We start from the raw sequence: 17,745 nt of genomic DNA on the forward strand, positions 1-17,745 counted from the left end.
AAACTATTGTAAAAAGCCTCTTTATTGCAAATCATATAACCTTTCAAGAGAAATAAGAAAGCCTGTGGGCATCCACAGGCTTTCTTCAAAATCATTCATCTTAGTACGAATCACTGCGAAGTTTTCTCAGCCGCAACCAGTGACTTGTTTTCCCATTTCCCCTGCTTATACCGTATAATGCTTGCCGCTGCCGTTATTACCCAGGTGAGGCCCGTGGTGGTCCATACGCTCCAAACACCTATTGCGGGAATCATAGCCAATCCCGTTGAAAAGCCCACTCTTCCTATTACCTCCACTATACCGTTAATCATGGAATAGAATGCATCACCCGTTCCATTTAACAGACCCCTTGTGATATAAATCATTCCAAGGGCAAAGTACATCCAACTGGTAATCTTGATTGCCTTTGCTCCGATGTCAATAACAGCGTCCTCCTTCACAAACAGTTCCATAATGGAATGACCGCCCAGTTGAGCTGCCAGCAGCGCAACAACACTAAATGCCACAACTATTAATATACTCTTGTAATATCCTTTTTTTACCCTGTCCAGTTTGCCGGCACCCATGTTCTGTCCTGCAAATGTAGCCATGGCAGCCCCCAGGGAATTAAAGGGCTGCTGTATCAACTGCTCTATTCTGCTGGTGGCAGTATATGCGGCAACAGCCACTTCTCCAAAACCATTAACAACTCTCTGAAGCGCAACCAGTGAAACTGCAATCATAGAGTTTTGCAGCGCCACAGGAACACCGATCTTAATGCATTTCACAATAATGGGCCAGCTTACTTTCATGTGTTCCTTTTTTAACTTGAAGTACGGATTGTTCCTGAGGGCGAAAATAATGCAGCCCAATGCGGCAAGTCCCTGGGATATTACAGTGGCGGCGGCAGTCCCTTCCACACCGAATCCCAGCTTAAGTACAAATAGCAAATCCAATCCAACATTTATTCCACAGGAAACCACCAGAAAAAATAAAGGTGTTTTGGAATCTCCCAGAGCTCTGAGTATGGCCGCTATTGCATTATAGGCGGCCACCGCCGTCATGCCCCCCGCCGATATCCTGAGGAACCGGGCGGATTCATCCAGTATTTCAGGCGGCGTGTTCATTGCCTGCAAAATGGGCCGGGCAAAGGTGGAGGTCAGCACACTCATGATTATCCCGGACACCGCTATAACGTACACTGCATTGGCTATGGCCTTCTTTACATCTTCCTCCCTTTTCGCACCAAAATACTGTGAAATAATTATGCTTATTCCTATGGACAAACCCAGGCAGATAGAAAAAGCCAGAAAGTTCAGGGAACCGGTAGCACCCACTGCAGCCAGTGCATTTGCATCAATGTATCTCCCAACAACAATGGAATTTATAATATTATAAAATTGCTGAAATACATTTCCAATAAGCATGGGAAGGGAAAATTGTATCAGATGCCTGACTTCATTGCCCTCCGTCATATCTTGTACATAATTGATTGACATAGTTTACTCCTCACTTAGTAACATCATAACCTTTATAGCTTTTTATGACATATTTCTTGATAATTCGTCAATGTCATATTCCTATATTATATCAGCGTATTTAAATATTTTCTATATCACATTCTCATAAGGATATAATTAGAAAACCCATTAACAAGAGTAAAATTTGTTAATGGGTTTTATGTAGCATATGTTCCTGTTTTCTTATACTGTGTTATTTCAGTTTTATTGATTTAATTCTGTAGCGGTATACACCGGAAGGTGTATTTACAGAAACAATGTCCCCTTCTTTTTTGCATAGCAAAGCCTTTCCCATAGGTGACAGTATGGTTATGCAATTGCTCTCACTCCGGCTGTTTTCAGGTATAATCAGCTTATAGCTATATGTTTCAAGTTCTTCAATGTCCTCAATTTCCACTTCACTGTTCAAGCATACGAAAGGAAAGTAATTGTTTGCTTCATCAGAAAATAATACATTTTTAACAGCAATATCTACCTCACTTATATAACTGTCCATGAGCTGTTCAAACTCTTCCCTTTGCTTGCCTAATTCCGGATAGTACAGGTCTATAATATGTGACCTCCTTTCTTCAAAGTCCACTAGATGGGCAAGCAAATTTTCATAAACCGGCACTGCCATAACAAGCCTTTTTGTCAAAATGATTCCTCCTTTTCACAGTAATTAAATGGTATTTTATTCCAATAAAAAACATATGGCACTCTGCCAAAAGGCAAAGCACCATATGTAACAGGATACCATATCTGTTGTACTATGTCAAAATTGCAATACAGGTACAAGCTCTATCCCCATTTACCCTGGAGAGGCTCTCCTGATATTAAAACAAATAAAAAGTCAGCCAGCTAAACGGATTTTCACCCTTACAAATATTTCATGAAAGGCAGCGACACATATGCAGGCAGGAAAAAGAATCAGGGACAGGATAACCAATATCCTTAACCAATCAACATAATATAATCGTTCTTTGCTCACTTTCACTTTAAACCCCTTGCTATTGTTATTTATGATATGTCTTCAGCTATACCAAATGACACAAATGATATTTGAATATAAATTTTGAATATAAATATAATATATAGCCCTACTTACTTTTTCAGTGAGAATTCATTTATGTTCTCACGGTCTCTATGTACAAAGCCAAAACCCTGCAAATCAGTGAGATTGTAAACAACCGACCATTGTAACTTATCTTTGCCTGCAGGGTCATATACGCCAACCTGTGCAAGTAAATCTGCAGTTTGTTCCCTTGTAAGCTTTCCATTATTTTCTTCAATTACTTTTTGGACAGCGGCATACCTCTCAAATTCAGTATATCCTTCCCCAATATTCAATCCGTTATATGCTATAAAATTAGAGGCGATCTGATAGGCCTTATCTGATTCAACGGCCTGTACTTCTCCATTCCAGTACTCAACAATAACCGATTTTCCACTGGTATCTGCAATCAGATAATGGCACTTTATATCTCCGGAAAAATAGATATTGTATTTTCTCAGCATATCAACCGCCTCGTCAACAGTTGCCGCCTTATCCAATACAAGTCTGATTGCCGTTGTGGTATTTAATGTAACTTTATTTTCATCTGTGCTTATATGTGCTTCAGGAACTGCCAGAAGTGCCATGGCAACACCTTTTTCATTCATGCCGTCAAAGGGCAGGTATGGAGCAGCCAAAGTTAAAAAACTGTTCAACCCGATTGGAGTTGGCAAGTCAGTTTCCGAATACCCTGCAAAAGATAAATTTACAGTGGATACTGAAGCATACCCGTTTTTTGGCTGCGTCCATAGCCGCAATGACGGTGTATATGCAAAATCAAAATTCCTGGCAAAAATGGTATCTCCCTTGTCATTTCCTGCAACAAATGCCGTACAGCCCGCTCCGGTCACATTTATGTCTATGGGCAGTCCTTTAAGCAGTCTTTTTGTGACGAACGCTTCTATATCACGGTCACTTTTCGCACCTGTCTTCAGAAATTCATCAAAGCCATAATCCCCATAGTAAGTCATTTGATACATTGGATAAGCATCAACAACTTTTAATGAAGCCAGACTTCTTATCTCATTTAAAAATAAAATAGAAACCATCAAAATTAAAAATAATATAGTACACAATATGACAATTACTATTTTTTTAGCCTTATTCCCCTTTAACATTCAATCCTCCGCTGGCCATAACTATAAACTTATCTACACTATACATTTTACAACAAATTTGTATTATATTATACAAATTGCAACATAAATGCTTGTATACGGCTATTATCTGCGGATAAAGCTTTTAGCTGCTATTATGAATTAAAGCCATTCGGAAATCAACATCCCATATTCATATGTATCCGCCCAAGTTGGTTGACCCACCTCATTTACTTTAAAGTAAATATTTTGTATTAAGTGCCCCTCACGCCGCATACCTAATTTTTCAAGCAATTTCCATGACGATGTATTAAGAGGATTGCACATTGCAACGATTCGGCGTGCATGGTAATTTTTAAAAGCATGCTCTACCATAGCTTTTGCCGCTTCTATGGCATAGCCTTTCCCATGATAGTCAAAGTTAAAAACATAGCCTAATTCCCATGTGTCAAAATTCTGTTCAGACAGATAGATATTTCCTATTAGCTTTTTTGTATCATTAAGGCACACAGCCCAGAAATCACAATTGTTTGAACGATTTATGGCTTCATTTTTACAACCCTCTTCTGTAAAATATCATAGGGTTCGTATTTTACAACTCGTTCATCTGAGAGATATTCATATAAATCCTTCCAATCGCCGGGTTCAAATTTTCTTATCAATAACCTTTCTGTTTCAATCAAAACCAGCACCCTCCATAAGTGTACAAATAAATATTTTTTCCCGCTCTTACTGCCATTTGTGATAAGCCTTTTTCGTATCACTCAACAGCTAAACCAAAGAGTGTTTGAAATCCGTATAGTTTGCTAGACTAAACGACACCATTTATTGGTATTTATTGCGTATTTTTAACATATGTGAAACAGCTTAATTTCGTATTAGTCTATATTCGGATTAATATTTCAGATTTATATATCCATATGGCTTGTCGCTATATAAGAGAAAGCTGTCTATTGTCTTTTTGGCCTTTTCTGAAAATAAGGTAGCTCTCTTTATTTCTCCATTCAGCTTAACTAACGGATTGATATAACGTTTCTTTGCATCTATATTTACAAAATAGTATCCAACCGGCTTGTCTTCGGAACTATACACTGATTCAAGTTGAGAATAGGCTTTCCAGGCCATCTGAATATGTTTATCCGGGGCATTACTTAATAATGAAATTACTTCACTTTCAGTAAACGTATATAAATCATCTATTGTTAATATACCAATTTTTATACATTCCTTAAGCATATCCCCTAAAAAATTAAGACAAAGTTTGTTTTCGTTTCGCTGAAAAGATTCTCCTATTATACACGACCCTGTAACAAATTTTTCTGCAGATTCAAGATTACAAAATCCCAGTTCGTCTTGACCATCTTCATTTTCAAATATAGCTATATAGTCAAGGATACTTTTTATATCTGATAGCTTCCACTTTCCTTGCCATACCAGCATAGTAGATAATGTATATTCGAGTCTGTCAGCCGAAAGTCTTGGGCTGTCATTGTCAGCTATTGGATACAGATGATAGTCATCTACCATGCAAAGGTCGGTGCAATCACGTGCAAGAAGTTCAGTTATGGCACCCGAACTTTTAATAGTGGCATGTGTTCGCTCCTCTGTGCTTGTTTGCGTTAAAGAATCTCCATTCATAAAATCTACACTATGACTGAAAATCGGTGTTGCTATATCGTGAAAAAGACCAGCAAGAGCTTGCTTTTCATCTCCTGTAAATCGCCATATTAACAAAGCGACTGCTATACTGTGTTCAAAACGCGAATAAAAATATCGGTGATTATAAATTTTATTATAATCAGTACCACAAAAAAGTCCAACTCCCTTTAAACGTAGCATTTCAGGTACGTTTAAATATTCTTGAATAAATGCTGGTATACCATTCGGATAAAGGATATCAAAATACTTAACTATTTCAGGATTAGCCAAAATTATCTCTCCCCTTACGTGTCTTTATTAAGAGTATATAAACAATATTAAATTCATAATTTTCAACATACACCTAGCTCTTTATAGAGATTATAATTTGAATACCTGCATAGAGCTACTACCTATAGCTGTCTTTGACATAGTAATCATTTCTCCTGACAGTGCAAAATTTAAAAGATATGCATTAACTCAGCTACACATTATCCTTATTTGCGAAAGTGTTATTTTTGTTTCATTCCAAAAGCAATCCACCGTCCATCTATATCTTCTAACACAAATTCCATATTATTATAATCTGTCATATGGAGCGGACGAACAATTTTAGCTCCTTTACTTATAAATTCATTTTGCAATGCTTCTTGATCGTCCGTAATAAAATAAGCATCTTCCCCATAACCATAGAGTTCCCTATTCGTGTGGACTTTTTCGCTGTTTGCTGTAGTCAATACTATTTCCACATTATCACGGTAAAGGCATATGTGGGGTTCTTTTACATCTAAATATTTAACAATTCTAAATCCCATAATCTCGTTATAATACTTAGCGGTTTCTTCGATATTCGGTGTAGGAAACACCGCAAGTATTGAATGAAGAATTTTTTCCATACATAATATCTCCTTTTTATGACTCCTAATATAAATAATCTGTAGTTCATAGTTTCAAACATATATGTAGTCCTTTACAGGAATTATAATATAATTCCTGCTTAAAGCTACTACCTATAAGGTTCACATGTGAACCTCATTTGTGATAAGTCTCATTCTTCATTATCTTAAACGCCCTGTATGTCTGCTCCAGAAGAATAAGCCTTGCCAACTGGTGGGGAAAGGTCATTTTTGACAGGCATATCCTGTGGTTGGCAACACTAATCAGGCTTTGGTCCAAGCCTAAAGACCCTCCTATAATAAAAGTTATATGAGAATTCCCCGATAGCATTATACTCTCAAGTTTTGCGGCAAAGCCCTCAGACGTTGTGTGTTGTCCGGCCAGGTCAAGCAGTATTATATAGCTGCCCTCCTTAATCTTTCTGAGTACCCTCTCCCCCTCCCGATGCTTTACCTGTGACTCCTGTGCCGGACTTAGGGAATCCGGGGCATGCTCGTCCTCCACTTCCACAAGCTCTATATCTGCAAATCTGGACAGCCTTTTCACATACTCGGCGATACCCTCCTTCAGATACTTTTCCTTAAGCTTTCCAACCGCAGCAATTGTTATTTTCATATTTACTCTCCGATTTTATCATTTCATGGTTCATTTTGCTTCAGCCCAGGTCTTAAATCCTGCTTCTTTTTTCCTATAAAAAAGGAACCTTAAGAACCGGCCCCATTGGATACTGACAATTATTTATCTCATAAAATGTTAACTCTTCCTGTCCTGTCCCTGCCTGCAACCTCCAGTGATACGTCTCCTCCCACCACAATCTGCTTTTCTGTAAGGGCATTAAGGGTAGTCTGGTATGCAAGCTCGGGGAAATTATTTTCATGGCTTAAATGACCTAGTATAAAATTTCTGCAGCCCCTCTCGGCCAGATATGCAATACACTTTGCCGCCATCTCATTGGATAAGTGGCCGTGATCTCCCATGATTCTTTTCTTTAATGACCAGGGATAAGGTCCAACCTTCAGCATTTCTACATCATGATTTGACTCCAGCAGCAATAAATCATTACCCTCTATATAGGACAGCAGCTCCTTGTTCATGTGGCCAATGTCTGTGGCCGTTGTGATACGCCTGCCCCCTGCAAAAAAATTATAGCCTACCGGCTCAGCGGCATCATGTGGAATTGAAAAAGGACGCACACAAATATCTCCGATTTCAAAGGACTCTCCTGTAGAAAAGCAAACCCTGTTTTCCAGCTTTACCGGGCCAAGCCCATATTCCATGGCATTCCAGGTGCGCTCATTTGCATATATGGGAATATCCTGTTTTCTGGAAATTATTCCTGCGCCTCTGACGTGGTCCACATGCTCATGGGAAATTAATATAGCGCTTAACTCCGCCGGATTTTCTCCAATAGAGCAAAGCGCTTCCAATATCCTCTTTCCGCTTAAACCTGCATCTATAAGAATCTTTGTTCTCTCTGTACCTATAAATAAGGCATTTCCACTACTTCCACTGAACAAACTGCAAAATTTAATCATTAATCTCAGCCTCCATATACCCAACAAACCATAAAAATTATGCTATTGGACACACGTAGAGTGTAATTGCTTAAGTACATTTAATCCTCTGTTGTTATCCTTGTTATGTCTGCTCCAAGCAAATTCAGCTTATGAACAAAATCCTCATAGCCTCTGTCTATATATTTTATATTTGTGATTTCTGTAGTTCCCTTGGCAACCAAGCCCGCCAAAACCATGGCTGCGCCTGCTCTCAAATCGGTGGCCTTCACAGGTGCTCCCGACAGGTGTGCCCCTCCGTCTACCACCGCAATTCTGCCCTCAACCTTTATCCTGGCACCCATTCTTTTAAATTCATCCACATATTGAAATCTTGAATCCCAGACACCTTCGGTTATGGTGCTCACACCCTCCGCCATATTCAGCAGGACGGTTATCTGAGGCTGCAAATCGGTGGGAAATCCAGGATAAGGCAGCGTCATGATATTTACATTCTTTACTTTATTTCCTCCGATAACCCTTATAAAATCTTCGTCTTCCTTAACCGTAACACCCATTTCAATGAGCTTGGCCGTCAAAGATTCCATATGCTTCGGAATTATATTCTTTACAGTCACATCCCCCTTGGAGGCAGCCGCCGCTATCATAAAGGTTCCAGCTTCAATCATGTCCGGAATAATGGTATGGGTTCCTCCGCCCAGCAAGTGGCCAACGCCCCTGATTTTAATGACATCGGTTCCTGCACCTCTTATATTTGCCCCCATGGCGTTTAAAAAGTTGGCAACATCAACAACATGAGGTTCTTTTGCGGCATTTTCTATAACTGTCTGCCCGTCAGCCTTAACAGCCGCCAGCATAAGATTTATAGTCGCACCAACACTGACGACATCTAAATAAATCTGCGCACCTCTTAGCCCGGATGCATCAATCTTAACTATCCCATGTTCGATTTCAACACGGGCACCCATAGCCTCAAACCCTTTTATGTGCTGATCTATAGGTCTGAATCCGAAGTCACAGCCTCCGGGAAGTGAAACTTCAGCCTTTCCAAATCTGGCTATCAAGGCTCCCAATAAATAATATGACGCTCTCATACTTTTTACAAGCTCGTAGGGTGCCTGCCAGCAGTTTACCTCCCGGGTGTCACAAACTACGGTATTGTCGTCTTCCTTTTTTATCTTGGCGCCTAATTTTGTGAGAATATCCAATAAAACCTTTACATCTTTAATATCAGGAACATTTTCTATTCTGCTGATACCATTTATTATTAACGCTGAAGGCAAAACAGCAACTGCAGCATTCTTAGCTCCGCTAATGGTAACTTCTCCGTTCAGGGGACATGGCCCGTTAATTAAGAACTTATCCAAACCCTTTTACACCAACCTTTTGTATAAACTGTAAATGTTTTTGCTAAACATTACACACACGAGAACATTATACCATTTAGTATATAATTATTCCACTAGAAATATCGCAAAAAAAAATTTACCAATTTCCAGATTTCTCATGTCTGTGCAAACGGGCTGCTTTCTATTCCATACTCTCTCCATTGGTAGCATTGAAAAAGTATTCGGTGCCGCTGAAGGTCTTTATTCTCCAGGATAGTCCTTCGTATAAGGTTTTTGTATCCTTGTCCACATTAAAGCCTTTAAACCCCATATCTATGTCGCTGATTTTAATCCCGGGATAATTACTTATCTTTGATATGAGTATCTGGTACACCGGAATTACGTTTATATCCCTGCTGGTAATGTTTACAGGCTTCTTGTATGCGTACTTTATACCCTTCAGGCGGGATTTCTCAATATCAACCTCTATGTAGTTGTCAAATACCGAATATCCGTCGTAAACACCTTTATAAACCGCCCTTGAACCTTCTCCGGAAACCAGGGTATTAAAACTGTCCAGTTGAAACTCGCCAATGGGGATATCCAGCTTTTTGGCCAGTTCCTTTAACTTTGCACCTACTTCATTTTTGCTCTCGGTAAAAACTTTATTGTTCTTTCCGCTATCGCTGTATTCGAAACTGCAATTACTGGGAAATACAAGCCGCTGAGTGTCTTTCTCATAGGTATTGTCATTTATTTTTGTGTAATCCTTTCCCAGGAGTCCGCCCACTATTTTGCTTTTGTCAAGAACGGTTTCCTGGTATTGCAATATGTAATCCTTGCCTGTATACGTGGGTATAAGGCATTCAACAATTATGTCATTTTGTTCCAGTATGCTGCGAGTATTTTTGATTGTCTCCTGAGAGACTTCCCCGCCCTTGATATTACGGTACAAAACTACCCCTAGAACAATATTCAGGGCTATAAACACAAATATTAAAATCAATTTTGCTCTTTTCCAGTCCATAATATCCACCTGTATCCACATAGGATTGTAAGATTATTTCCCTTTTTATTGCCCGTTAAGAGGTATGGAATAGTTTCCTTCACTATTAAAAAGTACAAAGCTTGGATTTATCGAGTAATCTTTCGACCCCTGTACTAAAACATAATATATTCCATAGTTCTGTATGGGCAGATTTGAGTTCTTCAGACTGTCAATGGAGTTGTAAGCCTTATCAACAAACTCCGGAAAATTCCATTTATACTCAATAAGGCTTTTTTCAGCCTGAAGTTTTAAGGCAAGCCATCTGCACTGTATAACTCTTTTTGAGGTAGTCTCGATTGTTATGGAGCTGTCAAAAGGCTGGTCACTGCCCGGAAGTGTGAAATCCTTCAACAACACCGGCAGTTCACCATATTCTCCCCCCTGGGCAATGCTATAATCAAATTTGAAAGTATATGAGTTACTGCTCTCGCTGATAGATGAAAGATACAAATTGATAGCTCCCATATATTTGCTTCTATCCTTGATGTCCATTATAAAACTAACCGCCCGTTGATATGCCTCAAGCACCTTCGGCTTTTCGGTTGAAATCTGGGTTCCTATAAACTTATATTCGGCTACTGAATTATTGTAAAGCCTGTATACGCTGTCGGAGTTCTTGAAGACAATTGAGCCGTACACATCTTCATCAGGCATATAGTCGCTTCTCACCTCTCCGAAAAGTTCCATCTGAACTGCATTATACTCAGCAAGGCTTGATGTATGCCCATCCTGGCTTCCCAGCGGGGTGTAGTCCACTGTTGCATATGCCTCCGTACTGTTTGACGTAAACGGGGCTATCATGTCCTTGGGAAGGGCTGAGTTAATCCCGGTTTCTATTGCAATTTTGTAATTTGAAAAATTAGGCTTGCCATGCAGACTGTTATAAACAGAGTCGAACACTTCCTGATCCAAGGAGTTCTGTCCATGGTCAGTCAGTATATATGTATATATGTTTACCGCATCTCTTATATAAATTACATCATAATAGCTGTTATTCGGATCATCGGGACATATTACGATTTTACTCAGGCCTGGCAGTGTATCAACAGGCTTCTTGATGTTCAATACCCATTTTACAATGTCAATGCTGATTTGAGTTTTAAATTCAAAGTAATAGGATTTATTTGCAAGAATAACACCCCACTTTTCTTCGTCGATGAGCTGCGTCTGAGTGGGTTTCGTTTCAAGAGCCTTTGTAATATATTCCCCGGCATTATCCCATAATGACTTGTATTCTCTGGAACCGTTGGGTACAATATAATGCTCTTCATCATATCCTTTTGAAAGAACTATTTTATATGGAAGCATATAATTCTCTTTCACTTCTTCAAGAGATACCTGGGAAGTTGCTTTTGAGTCGGGAAAAAAGGAAGATAAAAAAGGAAAACTGCCGGATTGACTACTCCACAGAATTCCTATCTGTACGATACAAAGAACTATCAAGAAAACCAATAATGCCGCTTTAAATTTTTCATAATAATATTCCAGTGCTTTTGATTTTTTACTCATAGGTTAATCTTTCTTATCTTTGTCACTGTCTTTACCGGGGTTAGTTATCCACTCTATGGCCTTTTCAAACCAATTGCTCTTTTTCTTCTCTTCCCCCTGGGTAATTGTATATGTCTGAACCTGCTTATCCTTATCATCCTTAACATCTTTTGTATATGCTATAATCTTTATTATATTTTCGCCCCTATACTTGAGCTTTATATCTTTTCCAAACATCTTTCCGCTTCCGACTTTAAAAGTTGAATAACCTTCTGTAGTCTCCAGCGGTTTAAATTCTTCGGTGCTTCTGTCCTTGTACTCAAATGTGATAATAGTTTCGTCATAGACACAAGTTCCAAAAATAGAGAATACGTCTTTAGTAACAACCTCGGCATTGCCTTCAGGTCTTGAGATCTCTACAAACTTACCGGGGGCAGCACCTACGGGTGAAACCACCAATGACATAATCGCCGTAATAATTATAATAAATAATAGAAGTCTGGACCTCATAAAACTCACCCCGAAGAAAATAATATGGCACCATTTATTAGTACTCTATTATAAGTATAATACATTTTCTGTTACAAATCCATTACATGGTATTTAAATAAAGTTTACACCGGTAGTCTTACTGTAACCTCAGTCCCTTTTTTCTCTTCACTTGCTATGGTTATGGTTCCTCCATGGGCCTGAATAATTTCCTTGGCAATAGCCAGTCCAAGCCCTGTTCCTCCCATATCCCTCGATCTGGCCTTGTCAACCCTGTAAAACCGCTCGAAAACTCTTGGAAGATCCTCGGCAGGTATGCCGATCCCCGAATCCGTAACTTTTACATATATGTCGTTATACAGCCTTCCAACATAAACTGTAATTTCTCCATGTTCCGGAGTATATTTAAGTGCATTGCTTATAAGGTTTATTACTACCTGTTCAAGGCGATCCTTATCGCCTTTGATTGTGGGTATCTCTCCAATTACAAAGCTCTCCAGCTTCTGACTCTTGTGGCTGGCTTCAAGCTGCATCCTTTCCACAATATCCTTTACTATTGCTTTTAATGAGACCTCGTTTATATTCCAGCTCATCTGCTCGTTATCAATCCTGGACAACTGCAGCAGATCCTTTACAAGCCTTGTCATTCTGTCGGCTTCTGTATTAATGACATTTAAGAAACGTTCGGTAGTTTCCCTGTCCTCTGCGGCGCCGTCCAGCAAGGTTTCGGTATAGCTCTTAATAGAGGTTATGGGCGTACGGAGCTCATGGGACACGTTGGCCACAAATTCCCTGCGCATACTGTCCAGCTTCTGTTCCTCTGTTACATCATGCATTACTACAATTATTCCCTCGGGTTTTTTATTTGTATCTGTGAAAACCGCAAAATATATTTTCACATACATGTCGTTTATAACCGTATCAAATTCCCTGACAGGCAGTTCCTCGAGATATACTATGTTTTCCAGTTTTACCTCCAGCCCCACGTCCTTGGCAAATTCCTGAAAGGGCCTGGTCTCAATGTCATCACCGAGAAGCTTCTTGGCAGCAGGATTCACATGTATGGCAGTTCCCTTCAGGTCATAAGCCATTACGCCGTCAGCCATATAGTTCAAAATGGTCACGACCTTGTTCTTTTCGCTTGAAATCTCCGAAAGGGTGTTCTTAAGCTCCATGGCCATATAGTTAAAGGTTCTCGTAAGATTACCTATTTCATCCTCGGATTTTACGGCTAATTGCTGGTCAAATTCACCCTCTGCAATTCTTTCCGCCTTGTGCATTACACTTATAATAGGGGAGGTTATGGTCTTTGACAGCAAATATCCCAGTATCAGCGACAATACCACAGCTAAAAGGGCACTGTAAATTATCAGATTGTTGAAATTCTGAAGCAAGGGGCCCCAGGCCTCTTTATTGTATGTGAAATAGAATATCAGCTCTTTCCTCTCCTCGGGCTGGATCAGATATTCAAAATATTGTTTGCCTGAATATGTTTTTATAAGGTTCCTGTTATCAACAGGGGTCTCTATTTTACCAGCCCTTAAAGGCAGCAGGTTTTCGGTGGAATTGTTCAAAATCTCGTCTGCAAAACCCTCTTTTTTGGACTGCTCGTCAGAGGAGTAGATAATTCCCTTGTTGGGATCTGTAAATTTGTTTGTAATACTGAGGTCTATAATCGTAAGATTTATATTTGAATTTGTTCTGAAATTGATAATATCCCGTTTTGTCTCCAAATAATTATAGATGTCTTCATTTGACTCGGGTATTCCCCTCATTTCCCTCCAGGTTTTAAAGCCATTATCCATGTCCTGCTTGAAGTTGTCAAAATAAATGGATTGCAATCCGTAGTTTATTACTATATATACTACGCAGACCAGTATGATGCACATGGATATGAAAATATAAACAAGCTTCCACTGCAAGCTTCTCAGCAGTTTTAAAAAACCTTTCCAGAACTTCATGCTAACTCCTTTTAATTATTTTGACTTGAGACCTCTACAAACGGCCTCAAGTCAAAATTTAACGCTTAAAATTCAAATGCTGTAACCAGTACATCTAATTATAATTAAAATTTATTGAAATAGTATCCCACTCCGCGCTTGGTAACAATGTACTGTGGATTTGCAGGGTCAAGCTCCAGCTTTTCCCGTACTCTTCTGACAGTGACATCCACTGTTCTCACATCACCGTAATATTCATAACCCCAGACTTTCTCAAGCAGGGATTCCCTTGAGAAAATAGTCCCTTGCTGTGCCGCCAGGAATTTAACAAGTTCAAATTCACGAAGAGTGAGCTCAATAACCTCGTCTCCTCTTCTTACCTCGTAGCGGTCGGCATCTATGGTCAGATCACCGTATTTATTTATATGCGGCTTTTCCGTGTTAACCTGTTCAGCCGGTACAAGCCTTCTCAGATTGGCCTTTACACGAGCCATCAGTTCTCTGGGACTGAAGGGCTTGGTAATGTAATCATCGGCACCAAGTTCAAGGCCTAATACCTTGTCAACCTCTTCCTCTTTAGCTGTAAGCATGAGGATAGGCGTTGATATTGACTGCCTGAGCTTTCTGCAAACTGTGAACCCGTCCATTTTGGGAAGCATAATATCCAGCAGTATCAGGTCAGGATTGTTGGACAGTGCCAGCTCAACCGCCTCTTCACCGTCATAAGCCTCAAGAGTATCATAGCCTTCCTTTTTAAGATTAAATCTTAAAATATCAACAATGTTCTTTTCATCGTCCACAATTAATATTTTTTTGCTCAAAAAATACACCCCTAACAATATTTTTTATTGCCCGCTAATCCGAATTCTACAATTTGAATTATATCATTAAAATCTTGTAATGGAAAATTAATATTTTGGCAATACTGTAATTTAGACGTAATATGCTTGAAAATTGTTGCAGTTTCTTTATTGTAATTTATTCCATATACTCCTGATTACGCCTGTTACTGTCTATTTATTCCCCGCGCTGCTTCCGGAGGTCGTATAATTAGGAACGATTACCTTCATATACTCCCTGGCCTCCTCGGCATTATTGATAATTATATCTTTAAGGCATTCTATCTCACGCCGGAGTATGGCCAGGTCGGTGTGCAGGGGTTGCGCCACAAATATTTTATCGTTTTTGGTTGCCTGGATACCCTCTTCTGCAAGCAAAAGCTCTTCAAACAGCTTTTCTCCTGGCCGCAACCCTGTAAACTCTATTTTTATATCCTCATCAGGTTCAAAACCCGAGAGCTTGATAAGATTTCTTGCAAGATCATATATCTTTACAGGCTCGCCCATATCAAGCACGAAAATTTCTCCCCCTTCGGCCATGGCCCCTGCCTGTAATACAAGCTGAACAGCCTCAGGTATGGTCATAAAATACCTTATTATTTCAGGATCGGTAACCGTAACAGGTCCTCCCTGCTCTATCTGCCTTTTGAATAGCGGGATTACACTGCCGTTGCTTCCCAACACATTGCCGAATCTCACAGCCACAAACTCCGTCTTGCTCTGTTTTGAAAAGGCCTGTATTATCATCTCGGCCACCCTTTTTGTTGCCCCCATTATATTTGTGGGATTCACCGCCTTGTCGGTGGATATCATCACAAAACGCTTTGCACCGAATTTGTCGGCACATTCCGCCACATTCAGAGTTCCGAATATATTGTTCTTTATGGCCTCGGTAGGATTGGCCTCCATAAGCGGCACATGCTTGTGGGCTGCCGCGTGGAAAACTATCTGGGGGCGGTGATTTCTGAATATGTTTTCCAGCCTGGCCTTTTCTCTTATATTTGCTATGACGGTAACAAGCTTCAAGTCTGGAAAATTTGTCAAAAGCTCATTCTGTACGTCATAGGCATTATTCTCATAGTTGTCCAGTATTATCAACTGCTTTGGAGAGAAGCCCGCTATCTGCCTGCACAGCTCGGAACCTATGGAGCCTCCTCCTCCTGTTACAAGTACCACACGGTCGCTTATAAAGCCACCTATTTCATTATTATCAAGCTTTACGGGATCTCTTCCCAACAAATCCTCTATGTTTACATCACGTATTTTCTGAACCGAAATCGTTTCATCAATCAATTGCGAGAGTGAGGGCAGTATTTTCACTTTGCATTTTGTATTTGAACATATTGTAAAAAGCTCATTTATAGTCTTTGCAGGGGCCGACGGAATGGCTATGACTATCTCGTCAATTTCCTTTTCCCCGGCTATTCTTACTATATCGTTCCTGGTACCGGCGACGGGAACTCCGTTCAGTTTTTTACCCTGCTTCCCCACACTGTCGTCTATTAATACTACAGGTGTACATTTCAGCTCAGGGTGAAGGCGGTATTCATTGATGAGTGAAGCACCGGCATCTCCTGCGCCTATGAGCATGATTTTACGGGTGCTCTTAATCAGGAGGATGTCTCCTCGTACCATACGTCTGAATATGCGGTAGCCGAATCTGATACCTCCCACCACAAAACAATCAATGAAAAAGGTTATTATGAAAATACTTCGGGGTACGGGCGTTCGGGTTAAGAATACATAGCCCAGCATAAAGGTATTGCTGGCCAATGCCGCCAGGACTACGTTTGACAATTCGTATATTCCCGCATATTTCCAAAGACTGCTGTACAACTTGAAAAAGTAAAAAGAAACTACTTTTATAGCCGTAGCTATTAATATCAACTCTGGAATTTCCATCGAAAAATTTGGCGTAATATTGGCAAAACTACCGTCAAAACGTAAAAGGTATGCCATTAAAAGTGATATATTTATAAGGGCAATATCCAGCACTGTTAAAAACAACACTCTCATTTTATATTTCATATGTTAAGCGCATCCCCACTTATTATATTTTTTACTATAGGTTTAATTATAGCAGTAATCTGTTGGTACGTGAAGAAGAATAACCTAGTTTAACTGGAATGTATTGATATTGTTTAGTTAATGATTTGCAAATCCCGGTAATACCGCGGTTAATATGGCCTGTCCTTGTTTTATGTAGGGTTTGGGTGTATTATATATGTAGTTATCAAGGTCAGGCTGATGGACAAATTTTAAGTAGATGGAGGATAATATGTACAGAAACTTCATAAAAAGATTATTGGATTTGATATTTGCATTAACTTTGTCAGTGCCTGCATTACCCGTACTATTTATAGCCGCGGTATTAACCAGATTAAGTTCAAAGGGTTCTTCCTTTTTTGTGCAACAGAGACCGGGTAAATACGGGAGAATTTTTAAAATATACAAGTTACGCACAATGACCCTTGAGACAGACTCCAGCGGAAGGCTCCTCCCTGATATGCAGCGAATAACAAAAGTTGGTAATATATTCAGGAAACTGAGCATTGATGAACTCCCTCAGTTATTGAACATTATTAAAGGGGAGATGAGTTTTATTGGTCCCAGGCCATTGCTTGTTCAATATTTGGAGCACTATACACCGGAACAGATGAAAAGACATGATGTCCTGCCGGGAATAACCGGTTGGGCTCAGGTAAACGGTAGAAACGCCATTTCATGGGAAGATAAATTCACACTTGATGTGTGGTATGTTAATAATATAAGCATTTTACTGGATATAAAAATTGTATTAAAAACAATAAAAAACATAGTTGCCAAAAAAGATATAAATAATTCATCAGGAGATACAATGCCGGCGTTTACTGGTAATTTAAATCAAAAGGTACAGCTTTAATTTATCTCAATTAAATTCTGTACCTAAAATTCA

At 39.6% G+C, this 17,745-nt stretch carries 17 protein-coding genes; 1 reads left to right on the forward strand and 16 read right to left on the reverse strand.

Going from position 1 to position 17,745, the window contains the following annotated elements; translation table 11 throughout:
- Positions 1–110: 110 nt before the first annotated feature.
- The 16 genes from CLHUN_RS12380 to CLHUN_RS12450 all read right to left on the reverse strand — a co-directional run bounded on the left by CLHUN_RS12380 (position 111) and on the right by CLHUN_RS12450 (position 16,838).
- Positions 111–1,478 (reverse strand): MATE family efflux transporter, encoded by a 1,368-nt coding sequence (locus CLHUN_RS12380; protein ID WP_080064909.1) that lies wholly within the window; start codon positions 1,476–1,478, stop codon positions 111–113.
- 214 nt (positions 1,479–1,692) lie between these two features.
- Positions 1,693–2,136: a GreA/GreB family elongation factor gene (locus tag CLHUN_RS12385; protein WP_080064910.1), complete on the reverse strand. Its 444-nt coding sequence runs from the start codon at positions 2,134–2,136 to the stop codon at positions 1,693–1,695.
- A gap of 446 nt (positions 2,137–2,582) precedes the next feature.
- On the reverse strand, positions 2,583–3,650 hold the full coding sequence (locus CLHUN_RS12390; RefSeq protein ID WP_080064911.1) for a linear amide C-N hydrolase: 1,068 nt from the start codon (positions 3,648–3,650) through the stop codon (positions 2,583–2,585).
- Between the two features lie 141 nt (positions 3,651–3,791).
- Positions 3,792–4,139, reverse strand: a complete 348-nt coding sequence (locus tag CLHUN_RS12395) for a GNAT family N-acetyltransferase (RefSeq protein WP_340148335.1) — start codon at positions 4,137–4,139, stop codon at positions 3,792–3,794.
- 29 nt (positions 4,140–4,168) lie between these two features.
- Positions 4,169–4,312 (reverse strand): GNAT family N-acetyltransferase, encoded by a 144-nt coding sequence (locus CLHUN_RS22795; protein WP_165755740.1) that lies wholly within the window; start codon positions 4,310–4,312, stop codon positions 4,169–4,171.
- Positions 4,313–4,523: 211 nt separating this feature from the next.
- On the reverse strand, positions 4,524–5,558 hold the full coding sequence (locus CLHUN_RS12400) for an HD domain-containing protein (protein WP_080064912.1): 1,035 nt from the start codon (positions 5,556–5,558) through the stop codon (positions 4,524–4,526).
- A 221-nt stretch (positions 5,559–5,779) separates the two neighbouring features.
- On the reverse strand, positions 5,780–6,163 hold the full coding sequence (locus tag CLHUN_RS12405) for a VOC family protein (protein WP_080064913.1): 384 nt from the start codon (positions 6,161–6,163) through the stop codon (positions 5,780–5,782).
- Between the two features lie 136 nt (positions 6,164–6,299).
- The gene (gene rlmH / locus CLHUN_RS12410; protein ID WP_080064914.1) at positions 6,300–6,779 is read right to left on the reverse strand and encodes a 23S rRNA (pseudouridine(1915)-N(3))-methyltransferase RlmH; all 480 of its coding nucleotides are present in this window, start codon (positions 6,777–6,779) and stop codon (positions 6,300–6,302) included.
- A 128-nt stretch (positions 6,780–6,907) separates the two neighbouring features.
- On the reverse strand, positions 6,908–7,699 hold the full coding sequence (locus CLHUN_RS12415) for an MBL fold metallo-hydrolase (RefSeq protein ID WP_080064915.1): 792 nt from the start codon (positions 7,697–7,699) through the stop codon (positions 6,908–6,910).
- 80 nt (positions 7,700–7,779) lie between these two features.
- Positions 7,780–9,045, reverse strand: coding sequence for a UDP-N-acetylglucosamine 1-carboxyvinyltransferase (locus tag CLHUN_RS12420; RefSeq protein ID WP_080064916.1), 1,266 nt, complete (start codon positions 9,043–9,045; stop codon positions 7,780–7,782).
- A 163-nt stretch (positions 9,046–9,208) separates the two neighbouring features.
- Positions 9,209–10,033, reverse strand: a complete 825-nt coding sequence (yycI, locus tag CLHUN_RS12425) for a two-component system regulatory protein YycI (protein WP_080064917.1) — start codon at positions 10,031–10,033, stop codon at positions 9,209–9,211.
- Positions 10,034–10,078: 45 nt separating this feature from the next.
- A complete protein-coding gene (locus tag CLHUN_RS12430) occupies positions 10,079–11,563 on the reverse strand; it encodes a hypothetical protein (RefSeq protein WP_080064918.1) in 1,485 nt (494 codons plus the stop codon).
- A gap of 3 nt (positions 11,564–11,566) precedes the next feature.
- The gene (locus CLHUN_RS12435; RefSeq protein WP_080064919.1) at positions 11,567–12,052 is read right to left on the reverse strand and encodes a hypothetical protein; all 486 of its coding nucleotides are present in this window, start codon (positions 12,050–12,052) and stop codon (positions 11,567–11,569) included.
- Between the two features lie 104 nt (positions 12,053–12,156).
- The gene (gene pnpS / locus CLHUN_RS12440) at positions 12,157–13,992 is read right to left on the reverse strand and encodes a two-component system histidine kinase PnpS (RefSeq protein WP_080064920.1); all 1,836 of its coding nucleotides are present in this window, start codon (positions 13,990–13,992) and stop codon (positions 12,157–12,159) included.
- 104 nt (positions 13,993–14,096) lie between these two features.
- Entirely contained in the window at positions 14,097–14,792 is a 696-nt protein-coding gene (locus CLHUN_RS12445; protein ID WP_080064921.1) for a response regulator, read from the reverse strand.
- A gap of 192 nt (positions 14,793–14,984) precedes the next feature.
- Positions 14,985–16,838, reverse strand: a complete 1,854-nt coding sequence (locus CLHUN_RS12450) for a polysaccharide biosynthesis protein (protein WP_080064922.1) — start codon at positions 16,836–16,838, stop codon at positions 14,985–14,987.
- A 250-nt stretch (positions 16,839–17,088) separates the two neighbouring features.
- On the opposite strand from CLHUN_RS12450, the gene CLHUN_RS12455 reads away from it, so the two are divergent.
- Positions 17,089–17,712 carry a sugar transferase gene (locus CLHUN_RS12455; RefSeq protein ID WP_080064923.1) on the forward strand — a complete coding sequence of 208 codons (624 nt, stop codon included), beginning with the start codon at positions 17,089–17,091 and terminating at the stop codon, positions 17,710–17,712.
- The last annotated feature ends 33 nt before the right edge of the window (positions 17,713–17,745 follow it).

This window comes from Ruminiclostridium hungatei (assembly GCF_002051585.1).
Taxonomy (GTDB): Bacteria; Bacillota; Clostridia; order Acetivibrionales; family DSM-1351; genus Ruminiclostridium; species Ruminiclostridium hungatei.